Annotated in this window: 23 protein-coding genes and 1 riboswitch; of the genes, 20 read left to right on the top strand and 3 right to left on the bottom strand. The window is 35.0% G+C overall.

Translation table 11 applies throughout. The annotated features are described in order from the left end of the window. Positions 1-53: 53 nt before the first annotated feature. On the bottom strand, positions 54-146 hold the full coding sequence (locus tag KHA87_RS08550; RefSeq protein ID WP_213093653.1) for a YjcZ family sporulation protein: 93 nt from the start codon (positions 144-146) through the stop codon (positions 54-56). Between the two features lie 231 nt (positions 147-377). Between KHA87_RS08550 and KHA87_RS08545 the strand changes: the two genes are divergently transcribed. The 15 genes from KHA87_RS08545 (at position 378) to KHA87_RS08475 (ending at position 15,339) form a co-directional block, all read left to right on the top strand. Further along, on the top strand, positions 378-1,142 hold the full coding sequence (locus KHA87_RS08545) for a segregation/condensation protein A (protein ID WP_213093652.1): 765 nt from the start codon (positions 378-380) through the stop codon (positions 1,140-1,142). After that, the gene (scpB, locus tag KHA87_RS08540) at positions 1,129-1,713 is read left to right on the top strand and encodes an SMC-Scp complex subunit ScpB (protein ID WP_349305564.1); all 585 of its coding nucleotides are present in this window, start codon (positions 1,129-1,131) and stop codon (positions 1,711-1,713) included. The genes KHA87_RS08545 and scpB overlap by 14 nt, the downstream gene beginning before the upstream one ends. A 187-nt stretch (positions 1,714-1,900) precedes the next feature. After that, positions 1,901-3,019, top strand: coding sequence for a D-alanyl-D-alanine carboxypeptidase family protein (locus KHA87_RS08535; RefSeq protein WP_213093650.1), 1,119 nt, complete (start codon positions 1,901-1,903; stop codon positions 3,017-3,019). Beyond that, complete coding sequence (locus KHA87_RS08530; protein WP_213093649.1) at positions 3,012-3,605, top strand: nucleoside recognition domain-containing protein; 594 nt, start codon at positions 3,012-3,014, stop codon at positions 3,603-3,605. The genes KHA87_RS08535 and KHA87_RS08530 overlap by 8 nt, the downstream gene beginning before the upstream one ends. Continuing rightward, positions 3,606-4,139: a spore maturation protein gene (locus KHA87_RS08525; RefSeq protein ID WP_213093648.1), complete on the top strand. Its 534-nt coding sequence runs from the start codon at positions 3,606-3,608 to the stop codon at positions 4,137-4,139. Between the two features lie 129 nt (positions 4,140-4,268). Next, positions 4,269-5,000: a pseudouridine synthase gene (locus KHA87_RS08520; RefSeq protein ID WP_213093647.1), complete on the top strand. Its 732-nt coding sequence runs from the start codon at positions 4,269-4,271 to the stop codon at positions 4,998-5,000. Positions 5,001-5,102: 102 nt separating this feature from the next. Further along, positions 5,103-5,642, top strand: coding sequence for a thiol-disulfide oxidoreductase ResA (gene resA, locus KHA87_RS08515; protein WP_213093646.1), 540 nt, complete (start codon positions 5,103-5,105; stop codon positions 5,640-5,642). 17 nt (positions 5,643-5,659) lie between these two features. After that, complete coding sequence (resB, locus tag KHA87_RS08510) at positions 5,660-7,300, top strand: cytochrome c biogenesis protein ResB (protein ID WP_213093645.1); 1,641 nt, start codon at positions 5,660-5,662, stop codon at positions 7,298-7,300. A gap of 12 nt (positions 7,301-7,312) precedes the next feature. Beyond that, on the top strand, positions 7,313-8,500 hold the full coding sequence (gene ccsB / locus KHA87_RS08505) for a c-type cytochrome biogenesis protein CcsB (protein WP_213093644.1): 1,188 nt from the start codon (positions 7,313-7,315) through the stop codon (positions 8,498-8,500). A 106-nt stretch (positions 8,501-8,606) separates the two neighbouring features. Then, positions 8,607-9,323 carry a response regulator gene (locus KHA87_RS08500; protein ID WP_213093643.1) on the top strand — a complete coding sequence of 239 codons (717 nt, stop codon included), beginning with the start codon at positions 8,607-8,609 and terminating at the stop codon, positions 9,321-9,323. Continuing rightward, entirely contained in the window at positions 9,320-11,104 is a 1,785-nt protein-coding gene (locus KHA87_RS08495) for an ATP-binding protein (RefSeq protein WP_213093642.1), read from the top strand. The genes KHA87_RS08500 and KHA87_RS08495 overlap by 4 nt, the downstream gene beginning before the upstream one ends. A gap of 535 nt (positions 11,105-11,639) precedes the next feature. Further along, entirely contained in the window at positions 11,640-12,176 is a 537-nt protein-coding gene (gene sigX, locus KHA87_RS08490) for an RNA polymerase sigma factor SigX (protein ID WP_213093641.1), read from the top strand. Further along, positions 12,169-13,341: a hypothetical protein gene (locus KHA87_RS08485; protein WP_213093640.1), complete on the top strand. Its 1,173-nt coding sequence runs from the start codon at positions 12,169-12,171 to the stop codon at positions 13,339-13,341. Before sigX ends, KHA87_RS08485 begins: the two co-directional genes overlap by 8 nt. Positions 13,342-13,539: 198 nt before the next feature. Continuing rightward, complete coding sequence (locus KHA87_RS22170) at positions 13,540-14,442, top strand: M23 family metallopeptidase (RefSeq protein WP_249310218.1); 903 nt, start codon at positions 13,540-13,542, stop codon at positions 14,440-14,442. Between the two features lie 51 nt (positions 14,443-14,493). Continuing rightward, a riboswitch (FMN riboswitch) is annotated at positions 14,494-14,631 on the top strand. Between the two features lie 150 nt (positions 14,632-14,781). Next, complete coding sequence (locus KHA87_RS08475) at positions 14,782-15,339, top strand: ECF transporter S component (RefSeq protein ID WP_213093639.1); 558 nt, start codon at positions 14,782-14,784, stop codon at positions 15,337-15,339. Between the two features lie 215 nt (positions 15,340-15,554). Here KHA87_RS08475 and KHA87_RS08470 read toward each other — a convergent pair whose 3' ends face one another. Then, complete coding sequence (locus tag KHA87_RS08470) at positions 15,555-15,803, bottom strand: ferredoxin (protein ID WP_213093638.1); 249 nt, start codon at positions 15,801-15,803, stop codon at positions 15,555-15,557. Between the two features lie 212 nt (positions 15,804-16,015). On the opposite strand from KHA87_RS08470, the gene KHA87_RS08465 reads away from it, so the two are divergent. The 5 genes from KHA87_RS08465 to KHA87_RS08445 all read left to right on the top strand — a co-directional run bounded on the left by KHA87_RS08465 (position 16,016) and on the right by KHA87_RS08445 (position 20,372). Further along, the gene (locus KHA87_RS08465; RefSeq protein ID WP_213093637.1) at positions 16,016-17,059 is read left to right on the top strand and encodes a YpbB family protein; all 1,044 of its coding nucleotides are present in this window, start codon (positions 16,016-16,018) and stop codon (positions 17,057-17,059) included. Between the two features lie 7 nt (positions 17,060-17,066). Further along, positions 17,067-18,512: a RecQ family ATP-dependent DNA helicase gene (locus tag KHA87_RS08460; RefSeq protein WP_213093636.1), complete on the top strand. Its 1,446-nt coding sequence runs from the start codon at positions 17,067-17,069 to the stop codon at positions 18,510-18,512. Between the two features lie 8 nt (positions 18,513-18,520). Continuing rightward, positions 18,521-19,102, top strand: coding sequence for a CPBP family intramembrane glutamic endopeptidase (locus KHA87_RS08455; RefSeq protein ID WP_213093635.1), 582 nt, complete (start codon positions 18,521-18,523; stop codon positions 19,100-19,102). Positions 19,103-19,115: 13 nt separating this feature from the next. Beyond that, positions 19,116-19,793 (top strand): LysM peptidoglycan-binding domain-containing protein, encoded by a 678-nt coding sequence (locus KHA87_RS08450; protein WP_213093634.1) that lies wholly within the window; start codon positions 19,116-19,118, stop codon positions 19,791-19,793. A 123-nt stretch (positions 19,794-19,916) separates the two neighbouring features. After that, entirely contained in the window at positions 19,917-20,372 is a 456-nt protein-coding gene (locus tag KHA87_RS08445; RefSeq protein ID WP_213093633.1) for a DUF2663 family protein, read from the top strand. A 4-nt stretch (positions 20,373-20,376) separates the two neighbouring features. Here KHA87_RS08445 and KHA87_RS08440 read toward each other — a convergent pair whose 3' ends face one another. After that, positions 20,377-20,946, bottom strand: a complete 570-nt coding sequence (locus KHA87_RS08440) for a manganese catalase family protein (RefSeq protein WP_213094282.1) — start codon at positions 20,944-20,946, stop codon at positions 20,377-20,379. Positions 20,947-20,977 lie beyond the last annotated feature (31 nt).

Genomic DNA, 20,977 nt, shown 5'->3' with positions numbered 1-20,977 from the left:
CCAAAATAAAAGGAATCGGTATTAACCGATTCCAAACTTATAACGAAAGGAAATTAATAAATATACGCACTGCCAACTATCACCAACAAAATAAATAATACTACAATTAAGGCAAAGCCGCCGCCATATCCGAATCCATCGGCCATTATATATACCTCCCAGTTAGATTTATTCGATTTATAGTATGAGGTAAGAAGGAAAGCTGTATAGGCCTAAGCCTAATTTGAAATAATGTTTTCACCTAAGAGTAGCAAGATTCATTAGAACAAATTTTTGTTGGACTATTAGATAATATCCTCTATACTTATAAAGCAGAAGACCTGTTTCATGGGTTCTTCAGTAAGAAAGTAGATTATGTTTTTGGAATTGGTGATTTGATGGAATATAATGTAAAAATAGAAGCGTTTGAAGGTCCTCTTGATCTTCTTCTTCATTTAATAAATCGGTTGGAAATCGATATATATGATATCCCAATGGCGGAAATTACAGAGCAATATTTAATATATATTCATGCCATGAAAGTATTAGAGTTGGATGTGGCAAGTGAATACTTAGTAATGGCTGCTACATTATTGGCAATAAAAAGCAAGATGTTACTTCCACAGCATGAGGAAGAACTACTTGGGGATGAATTTGAATTGGAAGAGGAAGACCCACGTGACGCTCTCGTTGAAAAACTTATGGAATACAAAAAATATAAAGAAGCTGCCATAGAATTAAAGCACTTAGAAGAAGATAGGGGCCAAATGTTTACGAAGCCTCCAAGTGATTTAACAGAATTTATGAAAGACATTCAATCCGAAAAATTAGATTTGGATGTATCTGTATATGATATGATTGGTGCACTAAATAAGCTATTAAGAAGGAAAAAACTACAAAAACCATTATCTACAAAAATTACACGTCAAGAAATATCTATTGAAAAAAGAATGGATGAAATATTAAAAGAAGTAACGCAATACACTGGAAAAAGGAGTTTTTATTCATTATTTCCCTTTCCAAACAAAGATCATATTGTAGTTACTTTTTTGGCGATTCTAGAGTTAATGAAGAGAAATGAAATTTTTGTAGAACAAGATGGCAATTTCCAAGAAATTTTTGTATCACGGCAAAAGGGAGTGAATGAAAGTGGAAATAGTTAATTGGCTTGGAATTCTTGAAAGCTTACTATTTGCTGCCGGTGATGAGGGACTTTCGTTAAAACAAATTAAATCCGTCCTTGAAATTGAAGAATTTCAGGCAATTGAGGTTATAGAAAGGCTAAAGCAAGATTATGAAAAAAACACCGACCGTGGAATCACTATAATTGAATTGGCAGGGACATATCAATTGGCTACGAAAAAGGAACATTCCGTTTATTTAAAGAGGCTCGTTGAATCTCCAGGAATGCATACACTTTCTCAGGCGGCTTTGGAAACATTGGCAATTATTTCGTATAAACAGCCAATTACAAGATTAGAAATTGAAGAGATTCGTGGTGTAAAAACAGAACGACCACTGCAAACTCTGCTTTCAAAAGGATTAATTAAAGATGTTGGACGTGCACATGGAACAGGCAGGGCCATTCTTTACGGGACTACAAAGGAATTTTTAGATTACTTTGGATTAAAAGATTTAAAAGAATTGCCTCCGCTTCCGGAAAAGGTAGAAGATGATTCTCTGCAAGACGACGCAGATTTATTTTTCGAAAAGTTTCAAGAAACAATGGAATAATAGAGTTAAAGCATAAAAAGTGCCTCGTAGGTTTCAATCCTACGTGGCACTTTTTTTATCCATTTATTGAATCATAACTTTCCTTGTCCAGCATAGACTTGTACAAAGGGGTTATCTTTCGGGACGAATAAAAAAGAAATAGAAGGAAGAACTAAAAGTAATAAATAAAAGGAAGAGGAGCAAAAAGATGAAGCGAATCATGTTACTTCTTATTGTTTTTATTCTTATTCTTACTGTCTTTCCTCCTCACATTTCAGCAGCAAAAAAGGCCGTTAGTGCGCGTAGTGCTATATTAATGGATCAAGATAGCGGGAGGATTTTATTTGAAAAGAATGCGAATGAAGTAAGCAGAATTGCATCCATTACAAAAATTATGACAGCAATCCTCGCCATTGAGTCTGGTAAATTAAATAAAACCGTTACGATAAGCGATAGAGCCGTTCGAACAGAGGGATCATCCATTTATTTAAAACCAGGTGACAAGATGAAGCTTGAAGATTTAGTATACGGGCTGATGCTGCGATCAGGAAATGATGCTGCTAATTCCATTGCCGAGTATGTTGGCGGAAGTATTGAGGGATTCGTATTTTTAATGAATCAAAAGGCAAGAGAAATTGGAATGAATAATACTCATTTTGCAAATCCCAATGGATTAGATAATCGAAATTTGAATCATTTTTCAACGGCTTATGATATGGCACTCCTAACTAGATATGCCATGCAAAATAAAACCTATCAAAAAATATCCGGTACCAAATTTTATAAAGGGTGGAGAAATAAAAATCGTCTTTTAACAGAGAAATACAAATATTGTACAGGTGGCAAAACTGGGTATACAAAGCTTGCAAAACGTACCCTTGTTACAACGGCTACTAAAAATGGAGAAAAGTTGATTGCTGTTACCCTTAATGGGCCAGATGATTGGAATGATCACATTTGGATGTTTGAATACGGTTTTAAAAGTTATAATTCTACGATTATTTTAAAACAAGGAAATATCACCGCAATAAAAAATAAATACTTTAAAAACCATGTTTATATTAAAAAGGAAGTTGATTATCCTTTAAATAAGCAAGAAAAGGATAAGGTACAAATTGAATATAAAATGATTAAGCCGCGCAAAAGCTGGAAAGATAAAAATAAAATTCCAGAAGTTGTTGGAAGGGCGATCATTTATTTAAATAACGAAATAATCAATTCGGTTCCGATTTATTATAGAAAATCAGATGAAAATGCTAAAAGGGGTTGGATTAAAGAATTTTTGCATGTTTTGTTAATCCAAATGGGTGTGAGAGAAAATGGTTAATTATATTTGGATTGGAATGACGATAATTGGTTTAATATTTGCAGCTGTGAATGGGAAAATGAAAGCTGTAAATGAAGCAATTTTCCATTCAGCAAATGAAGCGGTAACCTTATGTATAGGGTTAATCAGTATATTAGTATTTTGGTTGGGGATTATGCGTATCGCACAAGAGTCGGGCCTGCTAGATAAGTTATCCAAACTATTTCGTCCTATTATTAAAAAACTATTTCCGGAGGTACCGGAAAATCATCCTGCTTTAGGTTATATTCTATCCAATATTATGGCTAATATGTTTGGACTTGGAAATGCAGCCACTCCACTAGGAATAAAAGCGATGGAACAGCTTAAAGAGCTTAATGGCGGAAAGACCGTAGCATCTAGATCCATGATTACATTTTTGGCACTTAATACATCTGGTTTGACACTCATCCCTACGACAGTCATTGCAATTCGGATGAATTACAAATCTGCTTCCCCAACAGAAATTGTCGGTCCAACTTTAATAGCAACTTTGATAGCAACCATCGCAGCCATTCTAATAGATCGTTACTATCACTATAAAAGAACGCGCAGAGGGGTGAAATAAATGCAATGGATCTCGATGGTGTCGATATGGATCATCCCTCTGTTAATAGGCTTTATATTGGTGTATAGTGTTTGGAAAAGGGTACCTGCGTATGAAACATTTGTAGAAGGCGGAAAAGAAGGCATAAAAATAGCAGTATCTATTATTCCATTTTTAGTAGGCATGCTTGTCGCGATAACAGTATTTCGTGAGTCGGGAGCATTGGAATTTTTTGTTCAATTTTTAAGACCGGTGTTGGACTGGCTGGGAGTGCCTTCCGAAGTAGTGCCGCTTGCACTCATTAGGCCAATATCTGGGAATGCTGCATTAGGTTTAATGAGTGATATCCTTTCCGTTCATCACCCGGATTCCTATATTGGAAGATTAGCTTCCACCATACAAGGAAGTACAGATACTACCCTGTATGTTTTAACTGTATATTTTGGAGCAGTAGGTATAAAAAAAATGGGAGATGCATTAAAGGTAGGACTTTTAGCAGACCTAGTCGGAATTGCGGCTTCTATCATCATTGTAACTATATTGTTTGGTAAATAACGGTAAAAACTAGCAAATCAAGCTAGTTTTTTTTATTTTGAATAAAAACTATAAGAAACGAATTTGCTTTTTCTAATTCATATGTAATAATTCATAAAGGGAATAGAACACAAAATATGAGGTGAAAACATGGAAAGGCTACAAAAGGTAATTGCACAAGCAGGAGTTGCTTCTCGTAGAAAAGCTGAAGGCTTAATTATAGAGGGAAAAGTAAAGGTGAACGGGAAAGTTGTAAGAGAGCTGGGAACAAAGGTATCTACATCAGACAAAATTGAGGTGGAAGGTATACCGCTGGAAAAAGAAGAAAAGGTATATTTTTTATTTTATAAACCTAGAGGTGTAATATCCGCTGTATCGGATGATAAAGGTAGAAAGGTAGTAACGGATTTTTTGCCGGAAATCAAAGAAAGAGTATATCCAATTGGACGTTTAGATTATGATACTTCTGGTTTATTACTATTAACAAATGATGGAGAATTTGCAAATTTACTTATGCATCCTCGATATGAAATCAATAAAACCTACATTGCTAAGATTCAAGGAATTCCATCAAAACTGGCATTAAAGCAACTAGAGAAGGGTGTTCATTTGGAGGATGGCAAAACGGCACCTGCAAAGGTTAAGCTCTTGTCAGCAGATAAAAGAAAGCAAAAAGCGATTGTGGAAATAACCATTCATGAAGGTAGAAATAGGCAAGTTCGGAGAATGCTTGAAGCAATCGGTCATCCTGTCCAAAAGCTTAGGAGGGAACGATTTGCATTTTTAACTTTAAGCGGAATAAATGCTGGAGAAATACGCGAATTAACCCCTCATGAAGTGAAACAGCTTCGGGCAATGGCTGAAAGCGGCAGCGATATTTAAAAGTTTCACATAACCTTCAAATAATGCTTTTAAGCAAGAAGAAAGAAAATGATATAATGAAGGGCATAGTGTGTGACCGCTTTATAGATTGGAGGTTACGGAATGTCTCAGAAAAAAAAGCAAAGATTATATATTCGAACAGCAATTCTAATCGTTTTATTAGCAGCGGTTGGCTATACATTGTATGCAAATCTGAACAAGGATAACCACGAAAAGGTTTCCGTTGGAGATAAAGCACCTGACTTTTTGTTGAAGGATATGAAGGGAAATACACATCGCCTTTCAGATTATAAAGGGAAAGGTGTCTTTTTAAACTTTTGGGGAACTTATTGTCCTCCGTGTAAATCAGAGATGCCATATATGGATGAAGTGTATAAAACATATAAGAACAAAGGCGTAGAAATTTTAGCAGTTAATGTAGGGGAATCAAACTTTATCGTTAATAAATTTGTCAAGCAGTATAAGCTATCCTTTCCAATTCTAATTGATAAGGACAGAGATGTACAAAGTGTTTATGGAGTGGATGCTCTGCCACATTCAGTATTAATAGGACCGGATGGAAAGGTGAAACAAGTGATTATAGGCAATGAGAATTTAACGAAAAAAGATTTTGTAAGGTTTATGGAGAGTATTAAACCTTAACCTAAGGAGTTTTACATATGAGTGAAATGAAATGTGAATGCGGTCATGTCAATCCGGTTGGTACCATACTTTGTGAATCTTGCGGAAATGCACTTACCGAAGAGGCAAAAAATGAAAAGCTGCATGATATGCGTTATGAAGGAAGTGCGAGACGATCTCAAACCTATAATAAAACAATAATTGATAAAATATGGAATTTCTTTTCTTCTGTCAAAGTTGGGGTTTGGCTGATTGTTATTACTTTAGTGGCTTCTTCCTTAGGAACGATTTTCCCTCAGAAAGACATGCTGCCGACCAATCTTCCGCCAGAACAATATTATTATAATGAGTATGGCTGGGTTGGAAAGCTATGGTATAAATTAGGTTTTCAGGATTTATACGGATCATGGTGGTATTTATTACTTATTGCCGCTATAGGTGTTTCTTTAGTAATTTGCAGTCTTGACCGCTTTATTCCACTGCACCGTGCCCTTAAAAATCAAAGGGTAACAAGGAATGAAGGATTTCTGAAAAGACAACGATTATTTATCGAGGCAGTTGAAACAGAGGAACAGTCTTTTTCCAAGGTTAAAGAAAGATTAAAAGCGAAAAGATATAAAGTAAAAGAAGAAAATGGCAATCTTTTCGCGGAAAAAAATCGTTTCTCAAGATGGGGTCCATACGTTAACCATATTGGTTTAATAATATTTCTACTCGGCGCGATGCTTCGATTTGTTCCCGGTATGTATGTAGATGAATTGCTTTGGATTCGTGAAGGGGAAAGTAAAGTTATTCCTGGTACACATGAAAAATATTTGCTGAAAAACAATAAATTTATCCTTGATACATATCAAAAAGGGAAAGACAGCGAAGCTTTTAATGATGCATTAGATAGGGTAGGAAATGTAGCGAAAAACTTCCAATCAAACGTCACTTTATATAAACGCGAAGACGGTGCGCTTCCCGGCGAAACAGATAAGCTAGTTAAGGTAAAAGATGATCAAATTAAAGTAAATCATCCATTAGAATTTGATCATTATTCCGTCTATCAAATGGATTATAAGCTCAATGAATTGAAAACGATGACCTTGCAATTAATGAACAAAAAAACAGGGAAAACTTATGGTCAGGTGAAAATTGATTTATTTAATCCAAAAGATGTTTATAATCTACAAAAAGGATATAAAGTAAAATTGGTAGGCTATTATCCTAATTTCACTGGTTTTGCTAAGGACGGGGAACCACAATCAGATTCTCCGATTCCCGATAATCCTGCTTTTCTCTTTAAAATGTTCACACCTGAACATCCAAAAGGCGAGGTCAGCTTCGTTGCGATCAGACAAAATGTTGAACCTTTAGGAACAAATGAATATAAAATGTCCTTTGTCGGCATTGAAACTCGTAATGTATCTGCTTTAACGGTACATAAGGATTTAACCTTGTGGATTTTAGCTGTTGGAGGAGCTATCTTTATGTTTGGTGTTATTCAAGGTGCATATTGGAACCACCGTAGAATTTGGCTAGAAAAAATTAATGGGCGAGTTTTAATTGCTGCACATACTAATAAAAACTACTATGGTATGAAAAGAGAACTTAATTCAATCTTAGAGGGAACAAGTTTACCAGAACCAATCGATCAGCAGGAGAAAAAGACAGATAAGGAAATAGAGATAGAATAAGGAGGGATGGCAATGTTAAATATAAGCAGTAATTTATTGTTTATAGCATTCATCTTATATTTAATAGGAACATTCTTTTTCGGTGGAGCTATCAGAACCAATTCGAAAAAGGGTGAGGCGGTTAACAAATGGGGACAAATAGGTATCCTTGTCTCTATTGTTGGATTTATTTGTCAATTAGGTTATTTTATTTTGCGCTGGATTGTATCAGGTCACGCACCTGTTAGTAATATGTTTGAATTCACCACTTTCTTTGGAATGATGTTGGTTGCAGCATTTATTATCATATTCTTTATTTATCGAACAGCAGTGCTTGGAGTTTTTGCTTTACCAGTAGCACTTTTGATAATCGCATACGCAAGTATGTTTCCTAGAGAAGTGAATCCATTAGTTCCATCATTGAAAAGCTATTGGCTACATATTCATGTTACCACTGCTGCTGCTGGTGAGGCTATATTAGCCATTAGTTTCGCTGCTGGATTAATTTATTTAGTAAAAGCTATTAATCAGAATGAGAAAAGTAAAAGTACTTTTTGGCTTGAATTCGTAATGTTTTCCTTAATATCTGTTTTAGGTTTTGTTATTATCACTTCTGTATTCAATACAATGCATTATTCCGCAACTTTTAATTGGGTAGATAAAAATGGAGTAAAGCAAGTGGGAGAACAAGGCTTAAAATATGAATTACCTGCAATTGTAGGACCGCACGAAGGAGAAATTCAAAATACAGCTCAATTTAAGCCGCTATTCTATGTGCCTGCACTATTGAATGCAGCAAAGCTGAATACACTTATATGGTCCTTAGCTACAGGATTAATTTTGTATCTATTTATTAGATTAATTAGCCGTAAGCGCATAGGTGCATTGTTGCAGCCTTTAGTGAAAAATATTAAACTGGATTTAGTGGATGAAATTAGTTATCGTTCAGTATTAATAGGGTTCCCGGTTTTTACATTAGGAGCACTTATTTTTGCAATGATATGGGCACAGGTTGCTTGGAGTAAAGCATGGAGCTGGGATCCAAAGGAAGTCTGGGCACTTATTACTTGGTTATTTTACGCTGCTTTTCTACACTTGCGTCTTTCCAAGGGTTGGCATGGAAGCAAGTCCGCATGGCTTGCGGTCATTGGCTTTGCAATAATAATGTTTAATCTCGTAGCCGTAAATTTAGTTATCGCGGGCTTACATTCATATGCATAATATTTCATAACAGATAATGATATAGACGACTATTTTCGTCATAAAATATTTGCCTTCACTATAGTGGGGGCTTTTTTTAAAAAAATTCAAGTAGGGGGTATTCTTCATGGAACATGAAGCGAGAATTTTAGTTGTTGATGACGAGGATCGGATTAGAAGATTATTAAAAATGTATTTAGAAAGAGAAAATTATTTAATTGAAGAAGCAGAAGATGGGGAATCCGCCTTAATAAAGGCGATTGAAAATGATTATGATTGTATTTTATTAGATTTAATGATGCCAGGGAAAAATGGCATTGAGGTATGTAAAGAGCTTCGTGCTGTGAAGTCAACACCTGTAATTATGCTAACAGCGAAAGGGGAAGAGGCAAATCGGGTCGAAGGCTTTGAAGTAGGGACAGATGATTATATAGTAAAACCATTCAGTCCTCGAGAGGTTGTTCTCAGAGTAAAAGCACTCCTTAGAAGATCTTCTACAACTAGTTTTTTGAATACGGATACAAAGGCAAAAGATGTTATAGTGTATCCGCATTTATCTATTGATAATGATGCTCATCGTGTTACTGCAGACGGAGTGGAAGTGAATCTTACTCCTAAAGAATATGAGTTATTGTACTTTTTAGCAAAATCACCTGATAAAGTATTTGATCGAGAGCATTTGTTGAAAGAAGTTTGGCATTACGAATTTTTTGGGGATTTACGAACAGTGGACACACATGTGAAAAGGCTAAGAGAAAAATTGAACCGTGTTTCTGAAAGTGCGGCAAAAATGATTATTACTGTTTGGGGTGTAGGCTATAAGTTTGAGGTTACTTCTGAATGAAAATTTGGAAAAGCGTTGTAGGCAAGCTATGGATAACCATTCTTCTTTTGGTTTCCTTTGTTCTTTTCATCCTTACAATATTGCTTCTGGAATTTTTTGAAAGCTATCATGTAACGCAAATTGAACAGGATTTAACAACAACAGCAAGTAAAATTGCCCATATTGTGGAGGATCATCCAAACAATAATGTTGGGATCGAAATGGCACTTGAAATAGTGGACAAACCCGCTCAAGTCATTATTGCTTACAATAAAGATAAGATTGTTACTTCGGCAAAAATAAAAAATAAGAATATTACACCAACAAAGATAATAAATGATACACAACTATCAAAGGTTTTTGTAGATCAGCAGGCGGTTACGAAGGAAATAGAGCCGCCAAATGATAAATCTCGAAATCGCTATGATAATACTCTTGTTGTAGGTGTGCCTTTGCATATTGAAAAAGGTAATAATGGGGCTATTTTTATCTATCAATCATTGAATGTTTTAAAAGATACAACGCAGCAAACGACGAAAATTATTTTGCTTTCTGCCGGAATTGCTATAATATTAACAACCTTTTTTGCCTTTTTCTTATCGACCAGAATTGCTGCACCTTTAAGAAAAATGAGGATTGCTGCTATTGAGGTTGCGAAGGGGAAATTTGATACAAAAGTGCCTTTTTTATCCCATGATGAAATAGGTGAGCTGGCAACAGCCTTTAATCAAATGGGAAAACAATTGAAGTTCAATATGAATGCCCTTCAGCAGGAGAAAGAGCAGCTTACCTCTATTTTAAGCAGTATGGCCGATGGGGTACTAACCTTTGATCGGGATGGAACTATTTTGATAACCAATCCTCCTGGTGAAAGATTTTTACAGCAATGGTTGAATGATCCTCACCAGAATTTAAATCTTTCTGCACCAGAAGAAATATTAGCGTTACTTCAAAAGGTAATCGATACGGAAATGGAGCAAACGGATGAATTAAAAATACAAGGGCATTCATACGTTGTAATTGTCAGCCCACTTTACAATCAAAAGGATGTTCGTGGGGCTGTAGCTGTATTGCGTGACATGACGGAGGAACGGAGATTGGACAAGCTTCGAGATGACTTTATTGCAAATGTTTCACATGAACTGCGGACACCAATTGCAATGCTCCAGGGATATAGCGAGGCAATAATTGATGATATTGCAGCTACTGAGGAAGAAAAGAAAGAGTTTGCGAAGATAATATATGATGAAACATTGAGAATCGGAAGACTTGTAAATGAGTTGCTGGATTTGGCCAGAATGGAAGCTGGTCACATAACCTTATATAAGGAAGATACCGAGATAAAACCCTTTGTTGAAAGGGTAACGAATAAGTTCCAAGGTATTGCCCGCGATAAAAATGTAAATCTATCTTTTAGTATGGAATCCGCTATTCGTTCATCCGTTGATCTGGATCCTGATCGCATTGAACAGGTTCTGACGAATTTAATTGACAATGCGATTAGGCATACACAGGAACATGGGACTGTGAAAGTTATTGTGGATGGTAAAGAAAAAGGAATTTCGATTCATGTTCAGGATAATGGATCAGGAATCCCGGAAGAGGACTTGCCCTTTGTATTTGAGCGCTTTTATAAAGCAGATAAAGCTAGAACCCGCGGAAAATCAGGAACGGGATTGGGACTCGCAATTGCTAAAAATATTGTTGATGCACATAACGGTAATATATCCGTGAAAAGTACAATCGGACAAGGCACGACATTTTCCTTCTTTTTACCTTTCAATCAGGTAGAAAAGCAGTGAAAAATGACGAGAAATCTTGTTTCATGTGAAAAAAAGGAAAGCGAAACCGCCTTGCTCATCGGCGTATGTATTTCGTAGTCTTCTCCTGAGATAAAGGAAACACAACGAGGAACGAGTCGATGTTGACTTATCGTAGGGAGGAGACGGAGAAATCCACTAGCCGATAGGCGGTGCAGCTAGACAAAAAGGAAAGCGAAACCGCCTTGCTCATCGGCGTATGGATGAGTGAAATTTGAAGTGCAATTTCACTTGGTGAAATTTGAAGTGCAATTTCACTTGGTGAAATTTGAAGTGCAATTTCACTTGGTGAAATTTGAAGTGCAATTTCACTTGGTGAAATTTGAAGTGCAATTTCACTTGGAGCCGGAAAAAAAGCGCCTTGTCCATGTATAACATAGGTATATGAATAGTATGCGCTAAAAAAATTAGCGCATTTCTTTTTTTCTTTGGTAGAATAAAAAAGATAAAAAATTATTAGTATTTTGTAACTTTTTATCATTATTTTCGACTAACTAAATAGCGGAGGAGGGGGATAATGGACTCCGTCTTTAAGGAAATATACAACAAATACCATCAAGATTTGTTTCAATTTTTAATTTATATGGTAAAAAATCGTGACGTCGCTGAAGATCTAACTCAGGAGGTCTATATCAGAGTCTTAAAATCGTACCATCATTTTGAAGGGAAGAGTTCTGAGAAGACATGGCTTTTTTCCATTGCCAGAAATGTAGCGATTGATCATTTTCGAAAACAAAAAAGCTTAAAAAATAGAATGATGGAGGTTTTCGATTGGAATAAGAATCAGGTGAGTGACCTAGGTCCACTGCCAGAGGAAATTGCCATGAAAAATGAAAATATCCGGCTTTTATATCAATGCTTAGATTTTTGTACAAAGGACCAAAAAATGGTGATAGTTTTACGATACTTAAATAATCTAAGTATTTCCGAAACTGCTGAAATATTGAATTGGTCTGAAAGTAAAGTAAAAACAACACAGCATCGAGCATTAGCCGCCTTAAGAAAGTGGATGAATGAAAAGGATCAGAAAGGGGGGGCACGGCAATATGGCTAATCGACCTTTTGATGAAAATCAAATAGAAGAACTTCTACAGAGTATGCCTAAAATAAATGATAATAGAAAAAGCGATGAAATTTACAGAAGTGTTCACCTGAAGTTAGATAAACAGCAAAAAAATAAAAAGCTTTTTTTGATACCTGCATTATCTGTCCTTGCCGCAGCAATCCTTTTTGTGCTAGTTACCCCATTATTTTTACATGAGGGTCAGCAGCAAAGCAAATCAATGAATATGTCGAGAGGTCAAGATATAGCGCACAAATCTGCTAGTAAGGTAGCAGGTAAAGCAGATAAAGCAGATAAAGCAGAAAAATCGGAAAAGGTTAACCTTTTTACTGAAAGCGCTAAAGATCAAATAAGTAAGACTGCTGTGTATCCGGAAGATTTGGCTGGAAAATCTGTATTTACTTACAGTATCTTCACAGAGGATGCAGTAGTTGTCCCTGTAAGTATTTTAGCCAATAAGGATAAGGCTGATTGGGCAGAGCAATATAAGGAAAATGTATCAGCTATCACGAAGACGCTGCCAATGGCCGAGAATTTTCTGCCATCCAATGTAGAAATGAAATACAATGCTGCCGAAAAAAAGATTCATGTAATTATACCGAAGACTTCTTTACCGTCTATCTCTGAGCAAGTACAATTAAATTTTGACAGAATTGTTCAGTATTCATTTGTATATCAAGATATTAATAAGGTGGATATAACGGATGAAAATGGCAATCAGATTGAATTAGGGCAAATTGGAAAAGTGAAGGAAAACTTTATAATAAACAAAACTCCTCGTAATGCGTTTTATTTATATAAGTCCAGTAATGGGGATGAATATTTATTGCCAACAGACGAGACTTTTCCAAATCTGCAAGCAGCCTTAAAGGCAATGAAAATAAAACCAGATGATTTTCACCAGCCGGTAATGAACATGGATTTAAATGTAAAGGAAACAACATCGGAGCAAGCAACAATCGAATTTACAAATAAAATACAATTGGAAGAAGAAAAAAACCCGATGCAAATGTTAGAAGCTATTTTACTTACCGCTAAAAATTTCGGATATCAATATGTTCAATTTGAAAATATTGAGCCTCTGCAATGGGATGGCTTCGACCTTTCAAAGCCAGTTGAGGTTCCCATTGCTCCAAATCGAATAAATGTTAAATAAAATATAGAAGTCGTTAACGCGGCTTCTTTTTTTTGCCCAAATTTAGATATTGTGGTTAGATTTTACTTTTACATGAATATATTTTCCCGAATCGTATACACTAATTTTTGCTCTAGCAAACTCAATTTTGACATTTTGTTCTAATATAAATCAAGATGTCATAATGTAAAGCAAGAGTAGTCCAAGGAGGAGAAAATGATGAAAAAGATCATAATCCATTTGTTAATGGCTATTTTTGTTATATTAATGATTACAGGCGGAAAATCATATGCCGCTAATTTAGATATTAAAACAAGCACTGAAAATTGGTATTTTCCTGCTAAAGGGGAAATTTCAGATTTATTTGATACCAGAGGAGGACATCATAAAGGTATAGATATTGCTGGTACATATAAATCTCCAGTATATTCAGTTGAAGAGGGGAAGGTTGTAAAATCATATTATTCCCCGTCATATGGCAATGTTGTGTTCGTCCATCATGAAAATGGATATGAAACGGTTTATGCACATTTATCAAATAGAATGGTTTCAGAAGGGGAGCATGTACAAAAAGGTGAAATAGTCGGATTAATGGGCAATAGCGGTGAGTCGACAGGAACACATCTGCATTTTGAAATACATAAAGGTGAATGGACAATCGATAAAAAGAATGCGATTAACCCGTTTATTGTATTTGGGCATGGTGAATTAGGTCAGCTTGTATTTGCATTGCAGCATGATCCATATGGCATATCAGAGGTTTCAAAGCCAGAATTAGTAGAACCGAAAAAATTCGTTTTCCAACCATTTTACAAGGTGGAAGAATTATCTATAGATTTGAATGGCAATCAAAACGTATATCCAAATTTTAGTCAGGTTGTTTATCAAAATACTCACGAAAAACAAGTTACATATATTGTGAAAAAAGGAGATACTCTTTACGATATTGCAAGGAAGATGAATATCTCCTTAAACTCGATTATTGATCTAAATAATTTAAAAAATGTGGATCTCATTTATCCTAAGCAAAAGCTTATTTTAGAAAAGACGACAATTGATATATCAACCACTCCTGGTAGCTTAATGATGTCAGACGATTTAAATGTTGTTACTCCAAACTAAAACTTCACAAAATGATGTTATTAATATATAATAAATAATGAATTTAATATGGTTCATCTTCGGGGCTGGGTGAAATTCCCGACCGGCGGTGATGAAGCACTGTGTGCTTCTAAGCCCGCGAGCCTGTATTTGGCAGGATTTGGTGAGATTCCAAAGCCGACAGTAAAGTCTGGATGGGAGAAGATGAAGGTTGTCTAGTATTCAAAATACATATTTTTGAATGCCTATTTGAGCATGCCTTACAATCTCCCTCAAAGATCATTTCTTTGGGGGTTTTATTTTGGTATGTGGCAACCTTTCTTCGTTTCTTGAGGTGAATCTCAAAAGGAGAGAGGAAAATTGCAAAGCAAGAAACTTAGAACTTTTGTTAGTATTGCATTACTAAGCAGCTTGGCGTTCGTACTGATGCTTATAAAAATTCCAACGCCATTTTCATCCTTTTTAACCATTGATTTTAGTGATATTCCGGCTTTAATTGCAGCACTGCTATTTGGGCCGATATCAGCTATCATTGTGGAAGTAATCAAAAATATTCTTGATTACTTTATCTCGGGAAGCGAAACTGGTATTCCAATTGGCCATTTTGCTAATCTTTTATCGGGTATCTTCTTTGTTTTACCTACTTACTATGTATATAAGTACAATAAAACAAAGAGGGGCATGACGATTGGTCTTATAGTGGGAACGGTAATTTTGGCCATACTAATGAGTGTTTTAAATTATTTTGTCATTTTGCCAGCTTATTTAGCATTAATGCATTATGAGCTTCCAAAAGGATACGTTATAGCTGCGGTATTACCATTCAATATTTTAAAAGGCATATCCATCACGATTCTTTTTATGCTGCTTTTCGTCCGACTTCAAAATTGGCTGGAAAAGAATTCGTTGGTGAAGTAATAATAAAAACAAGCATGAATTTCATGCTTGTTTTTTTACTGCTTAGGGAATTTATAAAATTCAACCTTGAGGTTAACTTTTATAAAAATGATCTACGTCTAGCTCTAAGTGAAATTACAAGTGAAATTAGAAGTCCAATTTCACCAAGTGAAATTAGAAGTCCAATTTCACTCATCCATACACAAGGTCCAAGGCGCCCTGCGCATTTGTTCTATTTATTCATATTTCAGTGGATCGCCATCGAAAGGTTTGTCAGCGATTTTAATGGATTCCGTAGGACAGCCTTCAAATGCATCAAGCATATCCTCCTCTAAAATTTCAGGTACTTCAGCAATTCCTTGATTATCATCAAGTATAACATAGGATAGGCCTTCATCATCATAATCATATATATCCGGTGCAGCTGCCCCACATGCCCCGCATGCAATGCAAGTATCTTTATCCACAATCGTGTATTTTGGCATACGTAAATTTACCTCCTAAAAAATTATCTATATCCATTTCAAAAGTGATAGAAAGAATAATTATTTACCCTATTACATTCTAAGACTCCATAACCTACATTTCAATAAAAAAGGTCATCAATTGAAATTCTTCTAAAATAATTCATAATTTATGAAATACCGCTACTTTATATGCTAAAATTAGACATAAAAAGACATAAGGTGTAGGAGCTATGACTTTTTTAGAAGCAATTATATTATGGGCTTTAAAAAAATTAAAAGGTGAGCGGACAGTTTACTCCGTATTTCATTTATTAAAAGGAAAAAAGTCAAGTCAGACAATACAAGATGCTTATCTTTATCAGTTAGATATATTATTCTATACATTTCCTCATTTAACTCGAAGAGATTTTGACATTTCTCTCGAATCTCTAGCTGATAAATCATTTATCATTTTACATTCAAATAAACGTTATTTTCTTACAGAGCAAGGTGAAAATCAGCTCGAGGTATTCTTTGCAATCCATTCTTTTCCTGCTTATTTAAATGGATTGAAATATCAGGAGCATTCTTTTACTTTTTGGAATAGGTTAGTAATCATTATTCAAGTATTATCCAATCTCATCAACAAAAACCGATTTTATTATCCCGTTACTAGAGATAATGGGATATTAAGATGGGTTAAACAGTTTTTGAATAATCATAATAAGTTGAAGGATTTGTTGGCAGAATCTCTTTTTACAGAACTACATTTACTTTTATCAAATAATCCTCCGGAACGTCCGGAAATCATAGTTATGAGATTAACGGGTTATAAACATATTGGGAAAACGGTTGAACAAAGCGCTAACCAGCTTGAAATGGATGTGACAGAATATTGGTTCCGCTATGTAAATCTGCTGCATTATGTAATGGAACACATTTCAGAAAACAAAGCCTCTTACCCACTATTGTTTTCCATCATCCAGGATACTTATAAGCCTTTTTCGATGACAAAATCAACCTTTGAAACATATGAGCTTCTATTAAAAAATTATTCAATTGCAGAAATATCAAGAATTCGAAATTTGAAGGAAAGTACTATTCAAGATCATATTATCGAAATCGCTTTAAGTACTCCTGATTTCAATACTAATCCTTTCATTGATTCAAAAACGGAGGCTGAAATTTTAGCGATCGCAGATAACATCGGTATGCAAAAACTTAAACCAATAAAGGACCAGATAAATAGAGTTTCCTACTTTCAAATTAGATTAGCTTTGGCAAAAAACAGGTGATCCATAGATGAATATATATGATGCATTACAGAAATATTTTCGTTTTGACACATTCCGGCCCGGTCAGGAAGAAGTAATTTTATCTGTTTTAAATGGTCAACATACAATGGCAATGTTACCAACTGGAACTGGTAAATCACTATGTTATCAGCTTCCGGGTTATATATTGAACGGAACTGTTTTAATCATTTCACCTCTTCTTTCACTTATGCAGGATCAAGTAGAGCAAATGAAAATGCTAGGTGAAAAAAGAGTGGCAGCTTTAAACTCCTTTCTTTCGGTAAGGGAACGACAGCATATTTTAAAATCACTGCAACACTATAAATTTATTTATATTTCACCGGAAATGCTTTCTATTCCGTATATACTTGACTATTGTAAAAAGATTAATGTTTCTCTGTTTGTAATTGATGAAGCCCATTGTATATCTCAGTGGGGTTATGACTTCCGCCCTGATTATATGCGACTAGGAGAGGTAAGGAAACAGTTGGGGAATCCAACTACACTTGCACTTACTGCTACGGCTACGAAAGAAGTACGTCATGACATAATTAACTTGTTGGAATTGTCGGAGGTAAAGGAATGTATTTATTCGGTCGACAGGTCCAATATTGGGTTATTTATTCAAAATGCACAAAGTTATGAGGATAAAGTTAGTCAAGTAATAAAACTAATAAAGAAACTACAGAAACCGGGGATTATTTATTTTTCCAGTAAAAAGGTTTCCGAAGAGGTTGCCCTAATTCTAAGGCAGAATGGGGCGTATAGGACTGCAGCATATCATGGGGGTATGGATCAAGAGCAGAGAATGCTGATACAACAGCAATTTCTATACGATGAACTGGATATTATATGTGCTACGAGTGCTTTTGGAATGGGGGTAAATAAAGCAAATATTCGTTTTGTCATTCACTTCCATATGCCTCAGAGCTTGGAATCGTATTTGCAGGAGATAGGTAGAGCAGGGAGGGATGGGGAGGATAGTATTGCTATATTATTGAATTGCCCGGGGGACGTTCAGCTTCCTATCCAATTAATAGAGCGTGAATTGCCAACTGATGATCAAATAGATTTGTTCTTAGAAAGCATGAGTGACCCTAAGAAACAAAACATAGATGATTTTTCTGAAACTCAGCTCCGATTTTTGCAATTTTATTATTCCAACACAAAATCTTTGTTAGAACAAACGAAAAGGTTAAAAAAAGTTCGGGATCAACGCATGCAATATAAATTGCAAAAAATTTGGCAAATGGAAAGTTGGATACAATCAAAGCTTTGCAGAAGAAATGAGATACTTTGCTATTTTCAAGAAAGTTTAGGAGCCATTGTGGAAAAGTGTTGTGACAATTGCGGTTTATCTTTGCATCTTTATGATGGAAATGAGTTAGATGAAAACTCAGAGAAATGGGAGCCTTGGGAAACAACGCTGAAAAAAATATTATTAAGAAAGTGATGTTTTACATGAAAAAGTGGAATCAAGCGAACATTATTCAACAGCTCTCTAAAAAAGAATTAACGTTTCATCTTGTAACTACTCAATTAGTCCTATTAACGATTTCGGTGTTATTAGGTATATTTTTATTTAAAGATTTCTCTGCTTTTTTCAACCTTTTTCGATTTGATTCGTCTATATATTTAATAGGAATCACAAACGGAGTTCTTATTGTATTACTGGATTTAATCTTTATGAAGGTATTGCCGGACAGATTTTATGATGATGGCGGAATTAATGAAAGGATTTTTCAAGACCGCTCTATTATGGAGATAATTGGTTTAACCATCTTAATTGCTTTTAGTGAAGAAATCTTATTTCGAGGGGTAATCCAAACCCATTTTGGGATAATTGCAGCGAGTATTATATTTGCCTTGGTGCATATACGCTATTGGGGACATTGGTTTCTCATTCTTAATATTGTAATTCTTAGTTTCTGGATTGGCATTGTGTATGAGTGGTCGAATCATCACTTGCTTACCACAATCAGCATGCATTTCATTATTGACTTATTATTAGGAATCGCAATGAAATATCGAATGAAACGATGAATGGGGGGACATTATGTATACAGAAACCTATTACGAACAAGTTGAAAAGAAAAAACAAAAATTAGATAAAACAATAGATCCTGATGTTAATGAGGTTGTAGAATCGGCATTGCCATCTCGAATGGAATTGTATCATTCAAAAAAGAAGAAAAAGAAAAAAGGCTCCAGATTTCCGTTGTTAAAAGTACTTTTAACCTTTTTTATTCTTTTACCAGTTAGTACTATTGCTGCTTATACATATTTCTCTCAACAGTCTTCATCTTATGTAAATAAATCAACGCCAACTGGTGGCGAGGAAATTTTATATGATACGAGTAGGGATGATACAGTTTCTCATAATCCAATACAGGATCAGCATATGGAACAAACAGAAAATGAGGACAAGATTTCAGAATCTGGCTCATATTCAAATGACATTCCATCTCATGCAGAAACGAAAGTATCATCTGCCGTCGAAGTAAATGACCAAAACAATAAATATGGTAATGATGAAACAGTAGATTCTAATAATTCGAGTAAGGAACAGCCACAATTGGTAAACCATATTGTTGAACCAAATGAAACATTATTTAGCATTTCCATGAAGTATTATCACTCCCAAGCGGGGATAGAAAAAATAATCGAACAAAATCATATAGTAAATAATGAAATTAAGGTAGGAGAAACTTTGCAAATACCATTATCAAAATAAAAAGAGCGTCTGTTTTTCATAAGCTTGAAAAGCAGACGTTCTTTTTTATTTTAATGACATAGTTCATTGGACAACCTCATATCTTAGAAGTAAGAAAATAATGGTATGGAGGGTTGTGTACTCATGGATTCATCCATTATTAATTTAAGTAATAAAACAGATAAAGCAACCAAACAAATGCTGCAAAATGTAGTAAACAAGAAAAGGAAATTTGAGAGATACAAAAACTATCATTTTCTTTTTTTGTGGATTAGTGTATTCTACTGCTTTATTACTATTTATCTCATGTATCACTTAATACTAAAGCCTTATTCGTACTCATTCTATGATATTTTTTCCATTGTGTTCAATAATCAATTCCATATGCTATTGCTTTTTATTGCTGTGTTCTTTTTAGGGGCAACAAAAGTGCTTTATGATAAAAAAGAGAAGTATGAAAAGGAATATCATGAGCTGCGTTGTGAAATCATCGATCGAAGCAAAGATCTATGGAAAGATGAGGCTTGGAAGACCCGACACGAAATATTTGAAATGATGAAGGCTAAGTATGATATTAATTTATACCATGAGGCGAAATAGATGATTAAAAAAATTGTTTCTTGCCTCTATCTTCCTTGATTATTTCAACTGCTTCACGAAAACGCTGAGAATGAATTATTTCTCTTTCTCTTAGAAAGCGAAGTCCATCATTAAGGTCTGGATCATCACTCATATTAATAATCCATTGATAGGTGGCACGAGCCTTTTCTTCTGCTGCGATATCTTCATATAGATCAGTAATTGGATCACCCTTTGCTTGAATATAAGTTGCAGTGAAAGGAACTCCTGCAGCATTATGATAGAATAATGCGGAGTCATGATCTACATAATGCGAATCAAGACCTGCCTTTTTTAATTGATCAGGTGTTGCATCCTTCGTTAATTTGTACACCATCGTTGCGATCATCTCTAAATGAGCAAATTCTTCTGTCCCAATATCATTCAATAAACCAATCACTTTATCGGGAATAGTATAGCGTTGGTTTAGATAACGCAATGCGGCTGCTAACTCTCCGTCAGCCCCTCCATACTGTTCTATGAGTAATTTAGCAAGCATCGGGTTGCATGTGCTGACTCTAACTGGATACTGTAATTTTTTTTCATATACCCACATTTTAATCATTCACTCCTTCGAATAAAAAATG

Source organism: Bacillus sp. FJAT-49736, from assembly GCF_018343615.1.
Classification (GTDB): Bacteria; Bacillota; Bacilli; order Bacillales; family Bacillaceae_C; genus Margalitia.
Note: the sequence above shows the minus strand (reverse complement) of the source record. Positions and strands in the feature narration are given on the sequence as shown.